The organism is Carnobacterium gallinarum DSM 4847, from assembly GCF_000744375.1.
Lineage (GTDB): Bacteria > Bacillota > Bacilli > Lactobacillales > Carnobacteriaceae > Carnobacterium > Carnobacterium gallinarum.
The window spans coordinates 1-21207 of the sequence record NZ_JQLU01000001.1; the positions used below are offsets into that span (position 1 = coordinate 1).

The following is a 21207-nucleotide window of genomic DNA, read 5'->3' on the forward strand; positions in this document are numbered from 1 at the left end:
TTATTACCGATCCAGTATTTGCAGCCACTGATCCACAAGCAAAATTAGTTCAAGCAGGTAACACTATAAAAGGTGTTTTAACAGCCTTAATTGTTGTAGTTGGTGGGATTGCTTGTGCAAAAATTGTTATTAAATATTTGCCGTCTATTGATGATCCACAAGAAAAAAATACCATGTATAAAGCATTAGGAACAGCTTTGCTTGTTACGGCATTAGGTGGGGCGTTGGTTTGGTTAGTACCTTGGGCGTATGGCTTACTTGCTTAATAGAGAAAGGAGTTAGTTATGAATAGCGATCAAGTGAAACAAGCCCTATTAGATTTGTTAAATGCAGACACTGAAAAAGGGCGGACTTGGTTTTTTCCGTCCAATGTATCTGATCGGTACACAGTCATTTTAGGGCTAGATTTAAAACAATCAGCAAAAGCGATCGGTACGGCATTAATAAGCGTGCTATTGGCAATTCTTATTTTCCGTAGCACAGCCGTTTTTCCTTTAATTATCTATGTCATTGTTGGTTTGGTGTCATTTGGTGGTGTATGGGCGTTTTATACGATTAAACCAATTACAGACCGACCTAACATTTCTATATCTGATTTTATGAAGCAAAGAAAAGACTTTTCTAAAAGACCAAAAGTCTATTATAAAAAGCCAAAAGAACGAGTTTAAAAGAGAGGTGATTTCATTGTTTGATTTTCTAAAAACAAGTTCCAAAAGTAACGATAATAAAAAAAACGATCCTATAAAAGAAATGATTTATTGGGAAGATAGTTCCCGATTTCAAGGCGTTTTTAAAGACTTTTTTGTCGTTTATCAGCCAGAAAAAAAGCAATTCAGCCTTGTGAGTATGCTAAAAGTTGACGGCTTAAACGTTGATACATTGCCAGTATCAGAGCAAGAAGGTTTAAACGAAGATTTTGGTGTCTTTCTATCTCAAAACGTTCTATATGAACCGCAGATCACTTCTAAGAATGTACCAGTAGAAATTGACGATTTTGTAGAAGCCTGGGGGAATACAGTAGAAAATTATCGCAAAATGCCAGGGCATAACGAAGCTTTATTACAACTAAAGGCTAGTTACTATTATCATTATAGAAATTTAGCAAGTAACATGGAAACTTCAAAGAAACAACATTTTGTAATTAATTCTGAACCAATTTCAAAGGAAACATACGAAAGTTTGGAATTGTCTTATCAAGTGTTACGTGATAAGACAAGAACAATCAGAACAGCTTTAATTGCATTTTTAAGTAAATATGATTGTCAGGTTGAAATTTGTACGATTGGCGAGATGAAAAAGGTTTTGAATAGTTAGGAGCGTTAAAATGGAGAAGATACCAAAAGAGAAAATTATTGTAATACCCGAAGTTGATACGGACGTTGTATCTGATTTAGCACCATTTAACTTTACAGTAGAACGTGACAAATTATTGATTGATGATTCATACGCAGTTCCCTATGTCATTACAAAATACAATAATAAACCAAGAGGAAATTGGTTTAATCGTATTCGTAAAATGAGTGGAGATATAACCATATCTCATTATTACACTAAAGCAAACGGTAACTCATTGAATGATTATTACAACAGAACCATTAAGAACAAGCAAGCAGAGATCGATCGTTCGCATGATCCGTTGACGATTATCCGTTTAGAACGTGAAATGAAAATTGCACAAACGCAGTTAGAACAAGCCGTTGACGAAAACACTTCTTATCTTTATTTATATACCTATGTTTTGATCAAAAGTAAGTCCGAAGATAAGCTGAAAAAATTGTGTGAAGATTTTGAAACACGTTGTATCGCAAGTGGAGTAAAAGCCTTGATTCCATATACTATGATTGATAAAGCGTATTGGAGTGCCTTACCTTTACAATCTAATGAAGTGCCTGAATACACGTACACAATCGCTAATTCAATCAGTGCAAGCAGTATTTTTCCTTTTGATGATAATGAATTAAGTGTATTTACTAAAAATATGATTATTGAGGGAATTAATAAAGATACTGAAAATATCGTTAGTATTGATTACACCAACAGAAAATTAGTAGTCAATCGTAATAAATTCGTTTTTGGTTTATCTGGTGGGGGAAAGACCACTTACCTAACGTCAGACTATTTGAAAAAATATGCTTTTGCTGATAACTCAACAGAACTAAAACACAGAATTGTTTTATTTGATCCCGAAGATGAACAAACAGAACGTGTACGTTCTCTAGGGGGCGAAATAATCAATCTATCGTCTATGTCAGACGTCCGTATCAATCCATTTCAAATCTACTCACGCAATACACCTGATGTCGATTTAAAAGAATCGTTATCCGATTTTGAAGAGGACGAACTTGTAGAAAATATTGAAATAAAGCATAAAGATTTTGAAATGACTGACAATGATATTGATAAAGAAATCAGCAAACGAATGAATATTTTAACGCCTTATTTCCTAATGGTGGATCATTCTTTGACTGATAGTCAATTATCCATTATTAAATTAGAAGCAAAAAAATGCTATACCACTTTGTACGAGAAGAAAAACTTGTCAAAAATGGAAAATACCGATTTTCCAACATTTTCAGACTTAGAAAATCGATTGAAAGCCTTAGAAGAAACTGATCCAAAAAGATACAAACGAATTGAAGATTTTATTTATTCATTAGAAGATTTTACAATCGGAAGTCGTACCATTTTTAACGGTCATACAAATATAGACTTAAACAATCCGTTAATTTGCTTTTCTTTGCGAGATTTACAGACCGAAGAAGGGATCAGAGATTTAGCATACCTCAACAGCTTTAGTTATCTATTTGAAGAAATAACCAACAATCCGCAAATTGTAACGTCTGTTTATGCAGATGAATTTCACTTTTTATTGAAGAATAAAATTAGTGCTGACTTTTTCTTCCAAGCATATAAACGCTTTAGAAAATACAATGCTGATTGTACCGTATCAACCCAACAGATTGATGATGTATTAAAAGCACCTGATAATATCGGTAAAGCAATTATTGGGAATAGCTTTACAAAAGTATTCTTTGGACTTGATGAAACGGAAGCACAAGGTATTTCAAATGAGTTGAAACTTAAACTCACAAAAAAAGAATTATCGTTCATTACCTCAAAACGTCAAGGGGAAGCTTTGCTTTTTCATGGTACAAAGCGAGCAAAGATAAAAGTAGATTTAACACAGGAAGAAATGCGTTTGCTTAACCCAGGCGAATATGAAGATATTTACGGCGTTAGTCCGAAGAAAGAGATCAACTGGTTGTTAAGATCGAAAATTCAATAGAAGGGAGAAAATAATGAAATACAAAATCTTGAAAAATTTGCAATTTTACTATCAAGAGAATGTAATTGTCGTTCAAATAAACGAAAAATATTTGACGAATCGAGAACATATTTTTGATATAGAAGAAAGTGAACAATATTTTGTTGATGTCGAGGAAATTTTAACCAAAGACGGAAAACTAGAAATTGTTTATCACCGTCCTAATGGCTATACACCACTACTTGATTTAAAAGAATATGCTGATTTTTATAAATTGGATATAGTGAATCGATTACTTGAAATGAATGTACTTGAGAAAACGAACACTTATCTAGCAATGCAAAATATTCTACTCAAAGATACACGTGACTTGCTATTTATTTATAAAGCAGATCATTTTGGTAATTTGCCTTACTCAACTAAAGAAGAATTAGAGCAATGGAAAAATTTTATTTGTAGTTTTTTTGGTAAATACACGCTTGAAAAGTATGAGAAGAACCGTATCGAAGTTCTAGCAAAAGAAAAAAATTCATTTTTAAATGATGTAGAAGCAGTTGAAAGTTTGGAATCATTAAGAGATTTAATAAAAAATCGACTAACCGAAGAACAAAAGAATTTCTTTTCTGCTGAATTACAGGACAAGAAAGCAGACGTCCGAAAAATTCGCAGAAATAAAAGCTTAAAAATTGCGTTAGTTGTAGGTGTTATTGCGTTATATGGCGGTACGGTTTTTCTTATGAAAGTAAATGAGAAGAAACAAGTTACGGCTACACAGCAAAGCGCAGAAACAGAGATCACTATTTTAAATAAGATTATTGATAATGATAGTGAGAATATCGAAGAAGATATGCAAAAACTCAACTATCCTAAGAAAAAACAAGTTGATATTTACGTGAAACTTGGTGACTACACTAAAGCTTATGAACTTGATAAAAAAGCAGATCAAAAAATTATTCAAAGTTTGTACAAACAAGGGGAAACCGAAAAAATAGAAAGTCTTGATTTACCAGGAAGCGACTATTTAGCAGACTTCAAAAAGATTTTAGCATATGACAATTCAACAGATATTGAGTATCTGGTTCAAACTAGTACCGATACAACAATTGTTGAAGCTTTAATCGATAAATCAGTAAAAGAAAAAGACATTCCAACAGTGAAAAATATTCGTCAGGTATCAATTACACAAAAGAAATTAGCAATCGATCCTAAACGTCAAATCAGCATGATTGACTTATTGATTGAAAATAACAGTGAAGAATTAGAAAACATGTATAAGGATAATTCTTTAAATGACGACTTGAAGAAAAAACAAACCAATGACTTGTTAGAAGAAAACAACACATTGCTTAGTGAAAAGATTGAATTAACAAACGCTGAAAAAGATTAGGAAGGTTGGTGATTTCATATCATGGGAGCAACAGCTGCTAAACTGCTTATTCGTTATCGAAAACCGATAGCGAAAGCAATTTTAGGCTTTTTCGTCTTTATCATTGTAATCTTCCTTCTTATTTTTAATAACGATCAAACAGCCCCTAGTGGCGGACTAGCAACAGAAAACCAAAATTTAAGTGAATCTGTTTTGAGGTACAAAAGTACCGTTGAAAAGTACGCTAGACAATATGACGGTATGGAATATGTGCCTTATATCTTAGCCCTTATGCAAATTGAATCAGGCGGTAATGGTGGCGACCCTATGCAATCAAGCGAAAGTTTAGGACTGCCCCCGAACACTATTCAAGACCCCGAACGAAGCATACAACGAGGAGTAGAGTTTTTTGTAGAAAATATGAAAAGCGCTATAAACCGAGGATCAGATATAAAAACAGCCCTTCAAGCGTATAATTATGGCGGTGGTTTTGTTGATTTTGTAGTTAAAAATGGCGGAACGTATTCTTTTGAGTTGGCTAAACAATTTTCTATTAATATGTCAGGTGGCGAAAAGGTACCTTATGTAAATGCTTTATCTACTACAATGGGCTACAATTACCGCTATAACTACGGAAATATGTTCTATGTGCCAAAATTACTTGAATACGTTAACGAAAGCCAGGCAAGCGCAGAGGGCGTTCAAAACAATTCTAATAATACTGGCGCTGTTCAAGTTGATGTACCTAGTGAGTACAAAAATAAATTACGTTATCCAAGATATGATGGACACAACTATAATACTAGTGGCAGTTATCCTTTTGGGCAATGTACTTGGTACGCTTTTAATCGTATGGCTCAAATAGGAAAACCAGTTGATGATTTTATGGGCAATGGTGGCGAATGGGGCTATAAAGGGAAAGCTTTAGGCTATAAAGTAACAAATAAGCCCAAAGTAGGTACGGCAATTTCTTTCCCTCCAGGTTCTTTCGGTTCTGATCCAGTTTACGGACACGTTGCCTTTGTAGAAGTCGTAAATGCAGACGGTACGCTTCTTGTATCAGAGTGTAATGTAGTAAACCCAGGAAGTGGAACAATCAGTTATCGAGTAGTGCCAGCTTCTATTGCAAATATTGCAAGTTATATTGAATAAGGAGAGGAAGAAATGGAGTTTGACAAAATAAAAGTTAGTTTGTTTATCTCAACGCTTGTTTTACTTGTGGTTACCATAGGTATGGTTGTTTTTGGGATTAAACAAGGCGAGCAGATCCGCCAGTTAAAGAGCGAATTAAAAAGCGTACAGACGGAACTAGCAGACAAACAAGAGGAACAAGACACTAACCAAAGCGAATCGGAAAAAATTATCAAAGAATTTTACAAGACAGTTTATAACTACGAAAAAAGCCAAAAAGAAATATCTATGACAACGGTTAAAGAATTAGCGACAGACAACGTTTATCAAGAATTACAAAACGAGATCAACGTAAACAATTCATATAGCCCACAGCAAAACACGATTCAAAAGTCTTCAGTAAACGAAAATGAAATAAAAATTCTGGCTTATGAAAGTAAGGATAATTCACAGCAATATCTAGTAACAGCACCGATTCACCAGGTTTTTAACGGTACAAAAAATGATTTTGAAATAAACCAAATTATCCAAATTAAAAACCAACAAATTACCCAAAGAACGACCATTCAATTAGGAGAGGAGTAGAAGCATGGCGAAGAAGAAGCAAGAGCAAGTGAAACTGATTATCCTAGTTATACTCTATCTACTATTATTACCAGTAACATTGATTGTGTTTAAATTATTACCTTTTATCATTGCGAATGATACAAATATTGAATTGAGTACCTTTGTTACAACTATTTTAAAGCACCCAATCAATACTTTCTTAGAGATCATTCAATCTACTTACATGATCCCGTTCTTCATTGTACAAATTATTGTTTTAATCGTTTTATTTGTCTTTCTACACCCTACCAAACGCCAACCGTTTGAGGTTGTCGGAAAAACAAATCCTGTTCATGGCTCGGCTTATTGGGGGGAGGAATCAGAAATAAATGCACCGAAAAACGTTCATTTGATCCCTGAAAAATCAATGAAAAGCATATTAGAAAAATCAATGAGGAGGGGGAAAAATGAGTAGTTTATTAGCAGAATCAGACGGTTTAATCTTAGGGAAATTTCCAAGTGGAAAAGTTGTGATCCAACCCGAAGATAGCAAAATAAGCAATCGAAATATTTTTGTTGTAGGCGGCCCAGGTTCATTTAAAACACAAAGTTATGTTTTGCCTAATGTTGTAAATAATCGCAGTACGTCAATTGTTGTAACCGATCCAAAAGGGGAAATTTACGAGTTAACCAATGAAATAAAAAAAGCCCAGGGCTTCAAAACAGTTGTGATAAATTTTAAAGATTTTTTACTAAGTTCTAGGTACAATCCATTACTTTACATTCGCAAATCAAATGATACAAACAAGATTGCGAACGTCATAGTATCAGCAAAGAATGACCCCAAACGGAAAGATTTTTGGTTCAATGCACAATTAAGCTTATTAAATACGTTGATTAAATATGTTTATTTTGAATATGAACCAAGTTCAAGAACTATTGAGGGAATTTTAGATTTCTTAGAAGAATTTGACCCACGCTATAATGAAGAAGGTGTATCAGAACTTGATGAACAATTTGAGCGGTTGCCAGACGGACACGAAGCAAAACGCAGTTACTATTTAGGCTTCCGACAAGCACAAAGTGAAGCAAGACCAAACATTGTTATTAGTCTATTGACGACTTTACAAGATTTTGTTGATAAAGAAGTATCAGAATTTACCAGTACAAACGATTTTTTCTTTGAGGAATTAGGAACGTCAAAAATTTGTTTATACGTGCTAATTTCACCCCTAGATCGAACTTGGGACGGCTTAGTGAATCTCTTTTTCCAACAAATGTTTACAGAGTTATATTTTTTAGGGGATAAGCACAACGCAAAATTGCCAGTACCTTTAGTTATGTTACTAGATGAATTTGTCAATTTGGGCTACTTTCCAACATACGAGAATTTTCTTGCAACGTGTCGAGGGTATCGTATTTCAGTTAGTACCATATTGCAATCTTTGCCCCAGGGCTTTGAACTTTACGGAGATAAGAAATTTAAAGCGATCATTGGGAATCATGCCATTAAAATATGTCTAGGTGGTGTAGAGGAAACGACCGCCGAATACTTTTCAAGACAAGTAAATGATACAACAATCAAAGTATATACAGGCGGAACAAGTGAAAGTAAAACGTCCGCAAAAACAACTAACCGAAGTGGAAGTAAGTCAGAAAGCTACGCTTACCAAAAAAGGCGATTGATTACCGAAGGGGAAGTTATCAATTTACAACAAGAAGAAAATGGCAGAAAAAGTATTGTGTTAATTGACGGTAAACCTTACATGTTAAGAAAAACGCCACAATTTGAATTGTTCGGAAATCTTCTTAAAAAGCATGAAATTTCACAGCAAGATTATATAAGCAGTCAAACGGAATTTGCCAAAGAATACATTGAGGAATTGGAAAAACAGCACAAACAACGAAAAGTGCAACTAGCAAGCGCCCCAATTTTTCATGAGAAGAAAAAAGAAGATGATTTGAATAAAAAAGAAATAAATCTACCTGAACAACCGATCGAATCAGAAGTAACAGAAGAAGAGGAAGAAAAAGAACTATCAATGAGTGATATTCTAAGTAGTTTTGATGAAGGTATAGAGGAAAACACAGCCAACAATGACAACAGCGAATTACCATTTTAAAGATCGGAGGAAATCAAATGAATGGACTGAAAGAATTTTTTGGGAATATCCCAATGTTTCAAAAGCAAGTCGAACGAGAAATCGAAGAAAAAGGGATTGAACCTAGTGAGGGTATTAAAAAAATGGAATTTAGCCGTCAAGTGATCCGTAACTTAGTGATTGGCGTTTTAGTTGTCGGTATTCTTGCTTTTGTGGGCATTTCTTATTTTAACAATAAGAATCAACCACCAGTGACACCAACAGCCACCACCGCAAGCAAAGAAAGCAACCAGTCAGAAACAAGCGGAGAAGCCACAGAAAACAGCTCACAAGCCGTTCAAGGGTCAAGCGACCATTTACTCAAATTAAGTGCGAAAGAGCGAGCAGACGAAGCGACAGAAGCTTTTGAGAGTTGGTACAAGTCTTTCTCTAATGGTGACGTGATTTTAGAAATCAACAAAGAATTATTGAAAGAAGGATCAGGCGGTACAAGCCCGATTGAATTACAAACGAAATTGATCGATAACTTAAAAGCCAAGTTCGGCGATAAGGTGTCAGATGATTTCTATACAGGCTTGCAAGCGAGCTTCAATTTCAATCCAGTCATTGTTGACGGTACCAAAGGGCTAACGATTTCTAAGCAAAATGATGATGAAAGTCAATGGTTTAGTACCTGGTTCTTAGATACCGAAAAAAAGGAGAAAAACACAAAAATTATTGTTCGTAATGATTTTCCTTTTGAGTGGGTGGATTGGCGGAACAAAGGACAACATGATGAAAAAGTAGGAAAAATATTTAAAAATGTTGATTGGGATAATGATTTAAGTTATGAAGTGATAGGGATTGATTTTACAGAAGCTACTAAAAATATTGAAACCAATCAGATTTTATTTGTACAAATGCACTACAATGAAAAAATCGGGAAGTGGCAAGTTACAGGTAATGTTGGAGGTGTTTACTAATGGATTTAATAGATAAAGCAGGAGAGGTCGCAGGTGATGTAGCAGACAAAATATCAGATACAGTTTCAGGAGTTTTTGAGGGTATAAAAGAAACCACAGATAGTGTGTTGCACCCAATCGATAGCTTGTTAGGCAATTGGGGCAGTGACCTTTTAGAAGCCAGCATGAAAATTGCCAATAAGACAACGTTTGATATTCCCAATATCGAATTGATTAGTACCATTACCAACGTGTTTGTCTTTGCAACGACAACCTTTGCGATTTGTATTGTGTTGTATAAGGTCATTGAAGCGCAAATACAAGCTTCTAATGGGAGTGGTGACGCATTGACCGCTAATATTGTTCAAAAGCTGTTTTACTCGTCTATTGCCTTAGCAACGTTGCCCTGGGCAATGAACTTTTTTATCAAAAAGATTGTTGCACCAATCGGGGAATATGTGATTCAACAAGTCGCTAATGATTTGAACGTGGAAACGATCGGCGAACGATTGCGTAATTTCTTAGTTTCCAATTTCTTTAATGGTGGCGTTAGTGCCGTTGTTCTCTTTGTTTTTGTGATCTTCTTTGCCTTTTCCATTGCCAAGTATTTTGTAGCGATCTGTGTCTTTTATGCCGATTTCTTGGTACTGACTATGTTAACACCATTAGTTGCCTTATCGCTTTTAACAGACGAACAAAATTACTTTCAAATATGGATCAAAGAACTGTTATCCGAAGCACTCACAATGCTTATTAAGCTTATTTTGTACTTACTGATGATTACACTCATGATTGCTGAAAAATACACGTTACCAAACTTTATGTTAATGGTTGGTTGTGGCTTGTTGATTATCAAAACACCGTCTGCCCTACAAAATATGTGGTATTCAACCAAAGTGTCAAAAGGTGGCGGACTTGGAAACTTAGCAATGATGGCTATGTTTAGAAAATAAGAGAGGGGGATAACGATTGTCTTATTATTTTGAAATACGAATTATTCTTCCCGAAGAAGAAAAACAATTTTTGAATCGAAAATTAAGTAAAAGCGAATTATCCGAAGTCACACACTATTTACAACAAAAGACAAGTCGAGGAATTCCAGTTAAATTTCGTGTAGGTATTTTTAGAGTAGAAGATCAAACAAAAATTATGTCTGTTACGCTGAATACAAAAAATACCAAAGAAACGGACGTAATTAACTTGTTATTAAATCGAGTAACAGATCAACACGTTTTAGTTTACTTGAATGAACCAACAGAACCAACGCTTAATACGCAAGAATTAAATCGTCAGGAGTTAAAAACGAGTAATGAACGCCAAGAAATACCGCAGACAGAAATTCCAACTGAAACAGTAAATGAACCTAGTGTTATTAAGGAAATATCGAAAAAGAACCAAGCAAAACAAACGAATAGTAGAAAAGAATCACTATCAGAATCCATAACCAAGAAAAATGTTCCCAGAATTCATTTGTTCATATCTATTTTGACTCTTTTTATTGTATTATTGATAGGAATAAGTGTTTTTCAACAAGTACAACTTCAATCAGTCAAAAAAGAGAGCGAATTATTGGAAGAACAAATTGAACGTGTCAAAGAAACGGATATTTCTCAATCGAAAATAGATACTTTTGGAAGATACTTTTTGACTTACTATTTTTCACAGGAAAAAAATCAAGAAAATTATCAGTCAAGTTTAAGAACATATGTATCCGAAAAGGTAGATATATCCGATTGGAAAGCTTTAGGGAAAACGCTTAAGAGTGTCAATTACTATGGTAGTGAACAAACAAAAAAAGGGTATAGCGTTGAATACCTTCTAAATGTTTCAGTAGACAATCGTAGTAAAATGCAAAAAATCACTTTTGAGGTTGAACCAACTAAAAACGGCTTTCTTGTGACAACTCAACCAAAACTTACAGACTTCTCTTTTAACTGAAATACGCTAAAAAGAGAGTGCTTAAACAATGGGAAAAATTAATTTAAATCAAATTTACACAGCAAAAGAAATGAGTGAAAGGATAGGTAAGAATAGAAATTACCTATCCCAAGCTTACCGTAACAACAAACATGAAATACTTAAAAATTTTAATTATCGAAAAATTGGTGGAACAATTATTTTCTCTGATAATCCCAATAATGATTTATCGCAATTGATTACAGCAAAAGAAGCAAGCCAGTTGTTAGGAAAGAATGATGAATACTTTGCCCACATTTATAAACGGTTTCCTCATAGACTAGAGGGAATCGATCACATTTATACAGGTAAAACATTATTCTTAACGAAAGAATCGCTAGAAGTTTTTAAAAAAAAGATGAATAAAAATGTCAGATAAAGCATATTTATGATATACTATTTATGTACACAAATATTAATTTTTAAGGAGAGAAGAAAATGAAAAAAATTGCCCTTTTAACACTTTTTAGTACAGCGCTATTGGTATCAGCCCCACTTGTTAGTTTTGCGGACGAAGCAACAGGTAGTTCAGGTGTCAATGTTCTAGCTGATGATGTAGTTGATCCAGTAGAACCAACCGATCCAACTACTCCAGTTGATCCAGTTGATCCAGTTGATCCAGTTGATCCAGTTGATCCAGTTGATCCAGTTGATCCAGTCGATCCAACAGAGCCAACGGAACCAACGGAGCCAACGGAACCAACAGAGCCAACGGAACCAACGGAACCAACGGAACCAACGGAGCCAACGGAACCAACGGAGCCAACGGAACCAACGGAGCCAACGGAACCAACAGAGCCAACGGAGCCAACGGAACCAACGGAACCAACGGAACCAACAGAGCCAACGGAACCAACGGAGCCAACGGAACCAACGGAACCAACAGAGCCAACGGAACCAAGCAAGCCGACAGAGCCAAGCAAGCCGACAGAGCCAAGCAAGCCGACAGAGCCAACAGAACCAAGTAAACCAGTAGACACAAACCCAATCGAAAACCCAGTTAATACAGATACAGGCGAAGTGATTGTTGCAGTTGAAGATAGTAAACCAATCATTCAATTAGCAGACGGAACAACAAAGAAAGTTGAAGCGAAAGAAATTGGCGCAAACGTTCAAAAAGACGGAACAGTAACGGTTAAAGGTTCAGACGGAAAAATGAAAGTTTTACCAAAAACAGGAGAAACAGAAAATATTGCATTGTCTGTCCTAGGGTCATTAATGGTATTAGGATCAGCATTCATTTTTAAAAAGAGAATCTAATTAAGTATTTATAAAAGCATGGTCGCAAGTTTCACTAGCAGCCATGCTTTTATTGAATCATTGTAGGACATTTTAAAGATAATTGCCCACTTTAAAATTAAACATGTGCTTAGAATCGTTCTAGGAAACACGATCCAGTCCAATAATCGTCGATAAAAACTTTTGAAAAAGGTTGGTGAAATTACCTACTTTTGGAATAATCACAAATCACAAGTGATTAATCACAAATCACAAGTGATTAATCACTTGTTTATTAAGAGATTAAAAGCTATAATTTAAATAAAGCGTGAATTTTATGACACAAAAAGAGGGGGGAGAAACTTGGAACTAGCATTTAGAGAAAGCTTAAAAAAGATGAGAGGTACCAAATCAAAAGAAAAATTCTCCCAAGAATTAGAAATGAGTAGATCAAATTATTCACGAATAGAATCAGGAAAATCAGATCCAACCATAAAAACACTAGAACAAATTGCAAAGTTAACTAACTCAACGCTAGTAGTGGATTTAATCCCAAATGAGCCAACAGAACCAGAACCAGAAACAGAACAAGTAACATTGGAGTTAGAAATGGAAGAAGAAAAAAGCAATGATTTCGTGTGAATAATGCACGAAATCATTGCTTATTTTTTTAAAAAGCGATATACTAGATATAACGAAACAACGAACTGAATAAAGAATACAAAAAAAGAGCCACGACCAGTTAAAGCCTGAGAAACTTTAACTGCGAGCCTTAATTGATTACCACCAATCAATTAAAGAAGTCGAGACCCAAAATTTGGTAAAGTATTTAATTACTTTATTAATCAGATACTTAAATATCTGTAAACCCATTATATCGGGTTTTTGAGGGGATTTCAAGTCTTTAAGAAGATACCAGGCAATCAATTAAGAAAAACTTAGTTGATTGCCTTTTTTGTTGTGATTCAACTTTGATCGTAGCTTCTAACTAATTAATTTTCGTAAGAAAGGAGAACAGCTGAATGAATATCCCTTTTGTTGTAGAAACTGTGCTTCATGACGGCTTGTTAAAGTACAAATTTAAAAATAGTAAAATTCGCTCAATCACTACCAAGCCAGGTAAAAGCAAAGGGGCTATTTTTGCGTATCGCTCAAAAAAAAGCATGATTGGCGGACGTGGCGTTGTTCTGACTTCCGAAGAAGCGATTCACGAAAATCAAGATACATTTACGCATTGGACACCAAACGTTTATCGTTATGGTACGTATGCAGACGAAAACCGTTCATACACAAAAGGACATTCTGAAAACAATTTAAGACAAATCAATACCTTCTTTATTGATTTTGATATTCACACGGAAAAAGAAACTATTTCAGCAAGCGATATTTTAACAACAGCTATTGATTTAGGGTTTATGCCTACTATGATTATCAAATCTGATAAAGGTTATCAAGCATATTTTGTTTTAGAAACGCCAGTCTATGTGACTTCAAAATCAGAATTTAAATCTGTCAAAGCAGCCAAAATAATCTCGCAAAATATCCGAGAATATTTTGGAAAGTCTTTGCCAGTTGATCTAACGTGCAATCATTTTGGGATTGCTCGCATACCAAGAACGGACAATGTAGAATTTTTTGATCCCAATTACCGTTATTCTTTCAAAGAATGGCAAGATTGGTCTTTCAAACAAACAGATAATAAGGGCTTTACTCGTTCAAGTCTAACGGTTTTAAGCGGTACAGAAGGCAAAAAACAAGTAGATGAACCCTGGTTTAATCTCTTATTGCACGAAACGAAATTTTCAGGAGAAAAGGGTTTAGTAGGGCGCAATAGCGTTATGTTTACCCTCTCTTTAGCCTACTTTAGTTCAGGCTATTCAATCGAAACGTGCGAATATAATATGTTTGAGTTTAATAATCGATTAGATCAACCCTTAGAAGAAAAAGAAGTAATCAAAATTGTTAGAAGTGCCTATTCAGAAAACTATCAAGGGGCTAATAGGGAATACATTACCATTCTTTGCAAAGCTTGGGTATCAAGTGATTTAACCAGTAAAGATTTATTTGTCCGTCAAGGGTGGTTTAAATTCAAGAAAAAAAGAAGCGAACGTCAACGTGTTCATTTGTCAGAATGGAAAGAAGATTTAATGGCTTATATTAGCGAAAAAAGCGATGTATACAAGCCTTATTTAGTGACGACCAAAAAAGAGATTAGAGAAGTGCTAGGCATTCCTGAACGGACATTAGATAAATTGCTGAAGGTACTGAAGGCGAATCAGGAAATTTTCTTTAAGATTAAACCAGGAAGAAATGGTGGCATTCAACTTGCTAGTGTTAAATCATTGTTGCTATCGATCATTAAAGTAAAAAAAGAAGAAAAACAAAGCTATATAAAGGCGCTGACAAATTCTTTTGACTTAGAGCATACATTCATTCAAGAGACTTTAAACAAGCTAGCAGAACGCCCTAAAACGGACACACAACTCGATTTGTTTAGCTATGATACAGGCTGAAAATAAAACCCGCACTATGCCATTACATTTATATCTATGATACGTATTTACATTTATATTAATAACAGTAGCATTAGCGCTATAAATTGTTTATAATTAAGATGGAAGTATAAAATCTTAGGTAGTGCTATTTAAATTTTGTTTAAGAATAGATATCATGTTTTTTTGAGGAGGGAAGAAATGAAGAAGAAAAAATCGGTCTGGTTTATGATGGTTGCTATTTTGATGGGCTTTATCCCGCCAATCTTGACTGCTTATTCGAGTATCGCACAGGCTATAGAAACTCAGCCGGATAAAATCGTAGATCAATCAGGTTTAAAAGTCAGTTCCTCTGTTTCATCAGATGGAAATTCTTTAAATTGGAAATTACAGTATGAAAAAGATGTCGCAAGTGATGGCAATGATCAAGCACTGAAATTCAAAGTGACGGCTGATGGAGAAGCAATAGCTTTTAATGAAGATGCCAGTTTTGCTACTAATGATGACCAATGGTTTGCGGAAAAAGATTTTTCGAAACAATCGCAGGGTTCTCTTTCATTTACAACGGTGCTAAATGTCTCCAAGGTAGCTCTTGAAATTCAAGCCGATGCAACAAAAACGGATGAAACACAAGCTGTCACTATTAACAAGAATATTTTGACTAGTGCGGTAGAAGGTCCGCATGCGTTGAAATTACCAGCAGTGGCTACACAAAAAACGACAGAAGTAAGTGCTACTTCTCAGACAACAGCTGAAGAAACCACTAGTAGCCAAGCGACCGAAACGACGACACAAACGGAAGAAGCCAGTGAAGCAACGTCGTCTGAGATAAATGCCTCGACGGCAACAGTGGGCGCTAGCAAACTTGAATATCTTAGTGGAATAAGTGCATTTTCTTCCATTAATTACAGCAATATTGCGCCAGAATATACGACAGATGCCACAAAAGGAACTTATCCGACTAATAGCTGGCAACCAGCTGGGCAAACAAATGTGATCAACCACCAAGGGAACAAGGAACGCAACTTTGCCACTTGGGATGGTGTAACTAGCTGGAATGGCGATCCATCGGACACAACGCATTCTTATATCCAGTATGGTGAAAAACAAACAGATTTTGCCATTCGTAAGTATGCCAAAGAAGCGAGTGAACCAGGGCTTTACGACGTTTATTTGAATGTAAAAGGTAATGAGCAACAAGATATCAAACCAGTTGATATTGTTTTGATAGTGGATATGTCAGGAAGTATGGAATCGAGTCGAAGTAACGGATGGAATGATCGTGCTGGTGCAGCCAGAAATGGTGTGAAAAATTTCTTGCAAACCATTAAAGACGCAGGCATTGGGGATTACGTCAATGTTGGTTTAGTCGGATTTTCTAGTCCAGGATATGTAACAGGGGCTAACGGTTATCTTACTGTACCGATAGGTAAAGTTTCGGATACTAGTCATATAAATGCAATCAATGATACTTTAAAACCAAAATTTACAGGAGGCACTTACACTCAAATCGGGATCGAGCAAGGTCAGCAGATGCTTGCGGGAAGCTCCAATGAAAACAAAATGATGATCGTATTGACCGATGGGGTTCCTACTTTTTCTAAGAAGGTAACCGCTGCGCAAACGATTGATGGGACTACCTATGCTACTGAATTTGGTAATGGATTGGATGAACCAGGCACTACCTCTAAACTCAATAGTAGTTATGCGGTTGGTTCTTGGGGAAATAGAACAAATATTGATAGTACTTGGCCGGCCACATTAGGAGCAGCTAAAATCGCCAAAGATGCGGGCTTAACTATCCACACGCTGGGAATTCAGCTGAGTAAGGATAGAGATTTTTTAACTGAACAACAAGTTCGCGATAGAGCAAGTCTTATCGCTACACCGGGTAAATATAAAGATGCTGAAACAACAGACGATGTTTCTGATTATTTGAATGAACAAGCTAAAAATGTAGTGAAATCTTTCAACACCATAGTCAATGGTTCGATCAATGATTCTTTGGGTGATCAGTTCTCTTATGAAGGCACTCCAACTGTGAAGAGCATCAGTACAGGGAATAGTGCTGTAACGAATTTACCGACCGTAAACCAGTCGAATGGTAAAGTGACCACTACTGAGTTGAACTTAGGCAAAGATCAAGAAATTCAGATCCATTATCAAGTGCGTATCAATACAGAAGATAAAGATTTCACGCCGGAAAAATGGTATCCGATGAATGGTCAAACAACTTTGACACCAAACGGAGACAATCCGGATAATAAAGTAGACTTTGGCGTTCCTTCCGCAAAGGCACCGGGGGTGAAACTTGATCTGAAAAAGATTTGGGAAGAATACGATAAGGATACGAGTAAACGTCCCGATTCTCTTGATTTCACCTTGAACCGAAAAGATACCACAGAGAGCAATTCTTGGAAGCAAGGTTTTATTCGTCTTTCTAAAAGCGATGTTGCTACAGATACTAATGTCTGGGAAAAGACCAATATTGAAAAAGTAGCCGAAACACAAGGAGCTACTGAATCGCTTTGGTTGCCACAATTCAACAATAAAGGGAAAGATTTTGCTTATAGCTTTGAAGAAGCAACGGTCAATGGCTATGAATCTTCAAGTAATGCTGCTACAACCATTTGGACCAATAAAAAAATCTACACACCACTTGCTTTAGAGATCACTAAAATTTCTGATCAAGGAAAGACACCTCTTAAAGGAGCAGTCTTTAAACTAAGTGGAGGTAGTTTGCCAAATGCAGGCGTTGAACTTAAGGACAACGGGGATGGAACCTATACGTTGTCTGATGATAAGTACAAGCTGCAATTAAATACTGAGTATACATTGACAGAAGTTACACCACCAGCTGGACATACGGCTACTACAACTAGTTGGAAAGTCAACGTTAGTGCAGAAGGTAAAGTAACCATCAACGATGCTGTACCGGGTATTGAAATCAAAGACAACACTATCAAGTACACCATTGAAAATGAGTTTACCAAACGTCCTTTATTGGTTGAAAAATATAATAAAGATAGTGGTAAAACATTAGACGGTGCGAAGTTCACGTTGAAGCAATATGGCGATAAGTGGACGAATGATGGTGAAGTTGTCGGTGATGATTTGATCGGAAATGATGCCAAATCTTTTGCTAGCCTGGCACCAGGCTATTACAGCTTGGAAGAAACGAAGGTACCGACAGGCTATAAGAAAGACGATACAGTCTTTAAGTTCCAAATCGATAGCGCTGGGAAACTACTTGATGCAAATGGCAAAGAAATCACCGCTAACTCAAAACCAACGACAGATGGTTTCTATTTAACGAGTGATAATAAGATTGTTTTAATCAAATACAATGAACTGCGTGATTTTGACTTTTCAATTCTTAAAAAGAACTCGCAAAGCAACAAACCATTAGCAGATACTGAATTCAGCTTAGCCACAAAAGAGGATTCCAATACGATTTTGGCTACTCTGAAGACCAATGATGAAGGAACGGGTCAGTTTTTAGATGCTTCGGGTAATCATTACGGTGTTCGTCCAGGAACTTACGTTATCAAAGAAACGAAAGCACCAGAAGGGTTTGTCCTTTTAGAAGGGACTTTCGAGGTCACTATAAATGCGGACGGAACTGTCGGCGACGTGACTTATGATGGTAAGGATCTTGATAAAGATGCTATCAAAGTAAATCTAAAAGATGAGGACAATAACGTCATCGAATTGACGGTTGCTAATACACCCAAAGGACAACTGCCAGCAACCGGCGGATCAGGTATACAGACTTTCATCATAGTAGCCTTAGCTCTTGTCACAGCAGCAGGTGCTCTTACGATCTGCTACTTCTACCGTAATCGAAAGGAGTTGAACTAAGATGAAGAATAAATCATTGTTCATCAAAATCACCTTACTTCTTTCAACTTTGCTGGTAGGGATCTTTACGGGGCAACAAGCCTTTGCGGATGACGGGACGATCGATATTGTGATCCACAAACAATTGTGGGACCAAGCACCTGATGCAGCTATTCAAAATACGGGAGCGGCCGATCAAGATATCAAAGATCCAATCGAAGGGGTCGGCTTTACGATTTATGACATTACAGAGGATTATTATAAATTGGTCAAAGGCTCTGACGAAACAACAACTATTCAAATGATTCAAGAAAATGTTGCTGATTATCAAAAAATTATCAGAGAACAAGGCCTGACTGATGAAAAAGGCACAATCAAATTTACCCAACTACCTAAAAGCAGTGGCGGTAAAAATGCGGTTTACCTGATTGTTGAAACGGCATTGCCTGATCCTGAAAAGGTAAAAGTCGAAAAAGCGGCCGAACCCTTAGTAGTGGCTTTACCAGTATATGAAATGAGCACAGACGGTAAAACCTATACGGACAAAGAATTAGCTACCGTTCACCTTTATCCTAAAAATGTGGAAACAATCGTTGAAAAGCCAGTGACACCAACTAAACCTAAAAAACCAAGTAAACCGAAGAAACGCTTTCCACAAACAGGTGAAGCAAAATCCTTCCTAGGTATATTGGGGATTCTTTTGATCGGTACGGCGATCATTTTATGGCGGAAACACTCTGTACGAAACAATTAATCAAAGGTACAAAAGACTAAGGTCTATTGGAATATTGTACAAAAAATAAAGGAGGAATTAGAAAATGAAGAAATTATGGAAAACACTTTTTGCAGCACTACTTGTAGTGCCTTTATTCACCGGCGTGTTTGGTGCGAAAACAGTAAGTGCTGCTGAAGCAACAACGACAAATGTAACGATCAACAAACGAATCTGGAAAGATGGCGAAGCTCCAGCACAAGGTTCCATGCAAAATACTGGGGAAGAAATGGACTTTGGTGGAGATCCACTTGAAGGAGCCGGCTTTACAGCCTATGATGTAACAGATGCTTATCTTGCTCTGATTGCAGGTGGTAAGTCACAAGCAGAAGCAACAAAAGAAATTGCTGATAATGCGTCAGATTACACAACTGTAGCAAAAGCAGAACAAAAAACGGATGCCAATGGTCAAACAACTTTTGAAGGACTTGCTTTAAAAGACGGTGACAAAGATAAAGTCTATATGTTTGTTGAAACAAGCACGCCAGGCAATGTTTCCGTAACGACAAAAGCCGCTCCAATCGTTTTAGCAATGCCAATCTATACGTTTAAAGATGGCAAATATTCAGATACAATCAATACCAACGTTCAAGTCTATCCAAAGAACGAAACCAAGACTGATAAAAAAGAAGTTGCCAATTTAGATAAGTTCACTGAAGTTAAGGGTGCTGATGGAAATGTTTTATATCATAACCTTACAACTGGCGATGAAATCGAATATAAATTAACTTTAAATATTCCTGCGGACATTCTGGAAGATGGCGTCACTTACTCTGTAACTGATACGCCAACTGCTGGACTTGCTTATGTAAAAGATTCTTTTGCAGCAACTGGTTTAGTAGCTGGAACTGACTATGAATTAGCTGAAGATTCTGCAACTGGCGGATTTACTGTTACTTTGAAACAAAGTGAAAATGTAGGAAAATTAGCTGGTAGTCAATTGATTGCTACTTACAAAATGAAATTAACTGCTGAAGTAAATCCTGACGATTTAGTAAACAATAGTGCCCAAGTAAAAATTGGTAACAACCTTCAAGATAAAATTACACCTCCAACACAATTTGGTACAGGTGGTTATAAATTCGTCAAAAAAGATTCACAATCTGGTGCAACCTTATCTGGTGCGGAATTTGTCGTAAAACAAGACTCTAACTTTGCAATATTTGAAGATGCTAAAAACACTAAAGGTGAATATATCTTTAAAGAATGGACGACTGATGAAGCAAAAGCAACGAAAATCGTTTCTGACGACAAAGGTGAGTTGAAAGTAATTGGTTTGAAAAATGGTGGCTATCGATTAGAAGAAAAAGCGACTTCAAGTGATAAATATGTGTTACTTGATGAAGATGTCGATTTCACTGTTGAACACGGTCAATATGGCAGTCAAGAACTAAAGTCTGTTCTTAACACGCCTAAAGGTCTGCTTCCATCAACAGGTGGTAACGGGATCTATGCCTTCTTAATTATCGGTTCTGCTCTTATGATCGGTGCTTACGCTTGGTTCAAGAAATCTAAAACACAAGCTGAAGTCTAAGATATAGTTTTAAAATAGCAAAAGGCAGCTTCATTTCTTGAAGT

At 36.1% G+C, this 21207-nt stretch carries 19 protein-coding genes; all 19 read left to right on the top strand.

Translation table 11 applies throughout. From position 1 onward, the window contains the following. On the top strand, positions 1-266 hold a 266-nt coding region (locus BR43_RS00005; protein ID WP_034558080.1), incomplete at its 5' end, for a CagC family type IV secretion system protein. 18 nt (positions 267-284) lie between these two features. Next, a complete protein-coding gene (locus BR43_RS00010) occupies positions 285-668 on the top strand; it encodes a glycosyl transferase (protein ID WP_001083514.1) in 384 nt (127 codons plus the stop codon). Between the two features lie 16 nt (positions 669-684). Next, complete coding sequence (locus tag BR43_RS00015) at positions 685-1314, top strand: hypothetical protein (protein WP_034558084.1); 630 nt, start codon at positions 685-687, stop codon at positions 1312-1314. Positions 1315-1324: 10 nt separating this feature from the next. Continuing rightward, positions 1325-3286, top strand: a complete 1962-nt coding sequence (locus BR43_RS00020) for a VirB4 family type IV secretion system protein (RefSeq protein WP_034558087.1) — start codon at positions 1325-1327, stop codon at positions 3284-3286. A 13-nt stretch (positions 3287-3299) separates the two neighbouring features. After that, on the top strand, positions 3300-4652 hold the full coding sequence (locus tag BR43_RS00025) for a hypothetical protein (RefSeq protein WP_034558089.1): 1353 nt from the start codon (positions 3300-3302) through the stop codon (positions 4650-4652). 21 nt (positions 4653-4673) lie between these two features. Then, positions 4674-5783, top strand: a complete 1110-nt coding sequence (locus BR43_RS00030) for a lysozyme family protein (protein ID WP_034558091.1) — start codon at positions 4674-4676, stop codon at positions 5781-5783. Between the two features lie 12 nt (positions 5784-5795). Further along, a complete protein-coding gene (locus tag BR43_RS00035; RefSeq protein WP_034558093.1) occupies positions 5796-6347 on the top strand; it encodes a hypothetical protein in 552 nt (183 codons plus the stop codon). Between the two features lie 4 nt (positions 6348-6351). After that, on the top strand, positions 6352-6783 hold the full coding sequence (locus BR43_RS00040) for a hypothetical protein (RefSeq protein WP_034558095.1): 432 nt from the start codon (positions 6352-6354) through the stop codon (positions 6781-6783). Then, a complete protein-coding gene (locus BR43_RS00045) occupies positions 6776-8431 on the top strand; it encodes a VirD4-like conjugal transfer protein, CD1115 family (RefSeq protein WP_034558096.1) in 1656 nt (551 codons plus the stop codon). The genes BR43_RS00040 and BR43_RS00045 overlap by 8 nt, the downstream gene beginning before the upstream one ends. Positions 8432-8448: 17 nt before the next feature. Continuing rightward, positions 8449-9372, top strand: coding sequence for a hypothetical protein (locus BR43_RS00050; protein WP_010711847.1), 924 nt, complete (start codon positions 8449-8451; stop codon positions 9370-9372). Then, positions 9372-10304, top strand: a complete 933-nt coding sequence (locus BR43_RS00055) for a conjugal transfer protein TrbL family protein (protein WP_034558099.1) — start codon at positions 9372-9374, stop codon at positions 10302-10304. Before BR43_RS00050 ends, BR43_RS00055 begins: the two co-directional genes overlap by 1 nt. A gap of 16 nt (positions 10305-10320) precedes the next feature. Beyond that, the gene (locus BR43_RS00060) at positions 10321-11289 is read left to right on the top strand and encodes a hypothetical protein (RefSeq protein ID WP_034558101.1); all 969 of its coding nucleotides are present in this window, start codon (positions 10321-10323) and stop codon (positions 11287-11289) included. A gap of 28 nt (positions 11290-11317) precedes the next feature. Then, positions 11318-11686 (top strand): hypothetical protein, encoded by a 369-nt coding sequence (locus tag BR43_RS00065; RefSeq protein WP_000516429.1) that lies wholly within the window; start codon positions 11318-11320, stop codon positions 11684-11686. A 59-nt stretch (positions 11687-11745) separates the two neighbouring features. Then, a complete protein-coding gene (locus tag BR43_RS00070) occupies positions 11746-12567 on the top strand; it encodes an LPXTG cell wall anchor domain-containing protein (RefSeq protein WP_034558104.1) in 822 nt (273 codons plus the stop codon). 321 nt (positions 12568-12888) lie between these two features. Beyond that, complete coding sequence (locus BR43_RS00075; RefSeq protein WP_024407057.1) at positions 12889-13167, top strand: helix-turn-helix transcriptional regulator; 279 nt, start codon at positions 12889-12891, stop codon at positions 13165-13167. A gap of 380 nt (positions 13168-13547) precedes the next feature. Further along, positions 13548-15038 (top strand): primase C-terminal domain-containing protein, encoded by a 1491-nt coding sequence (locus tag BR43_RS00080; RefSeq protein ID WP_034558107.1) that lies wholly within the window; start codon positions 13548-13550, stop codon positions 15036-15038. 180 nt (positions 15039-15218) lie between these two features. Continuing rightward, the gene (locus tag BR43_RS00085; protein ID WP_034558109.1) at positions 15219-18878 is read left to right on the top strand and encodes a SpaA isopeptide-forming pilin-related protein; all 3660 of its coding nucleotides are present in this window, start codon (positions 15219-15221) and stop codon (positions 18876-18878) included. 1 nt (position 18879) lies between these two features. Then, on the top strand, positions 18880-19611 hold the full coding sequence (locus BR43_RS00090; RefSeq protein WP_034558111.1) for a pilin N-terminal domain-containing protein: 732 nt from the start codon (positions 18880-18882) through the stop codon (positions 19609-19611). A 64-nt stretch (positions 19612-19675) separates the two neighbouring features. Further along, complete coding sequence (locus BR43_RS00095; protein WP_034558112.1) at positions 19676-21163, top strand: SpaH/EbpB family LPXTG-anchored major pilin; 1488 nt, start codon at positions 19676-19678, stop codon at positions 21161-21163. The last annotated feature ends 44 nt before the right edge of the window (positions 21164-21207 follow it).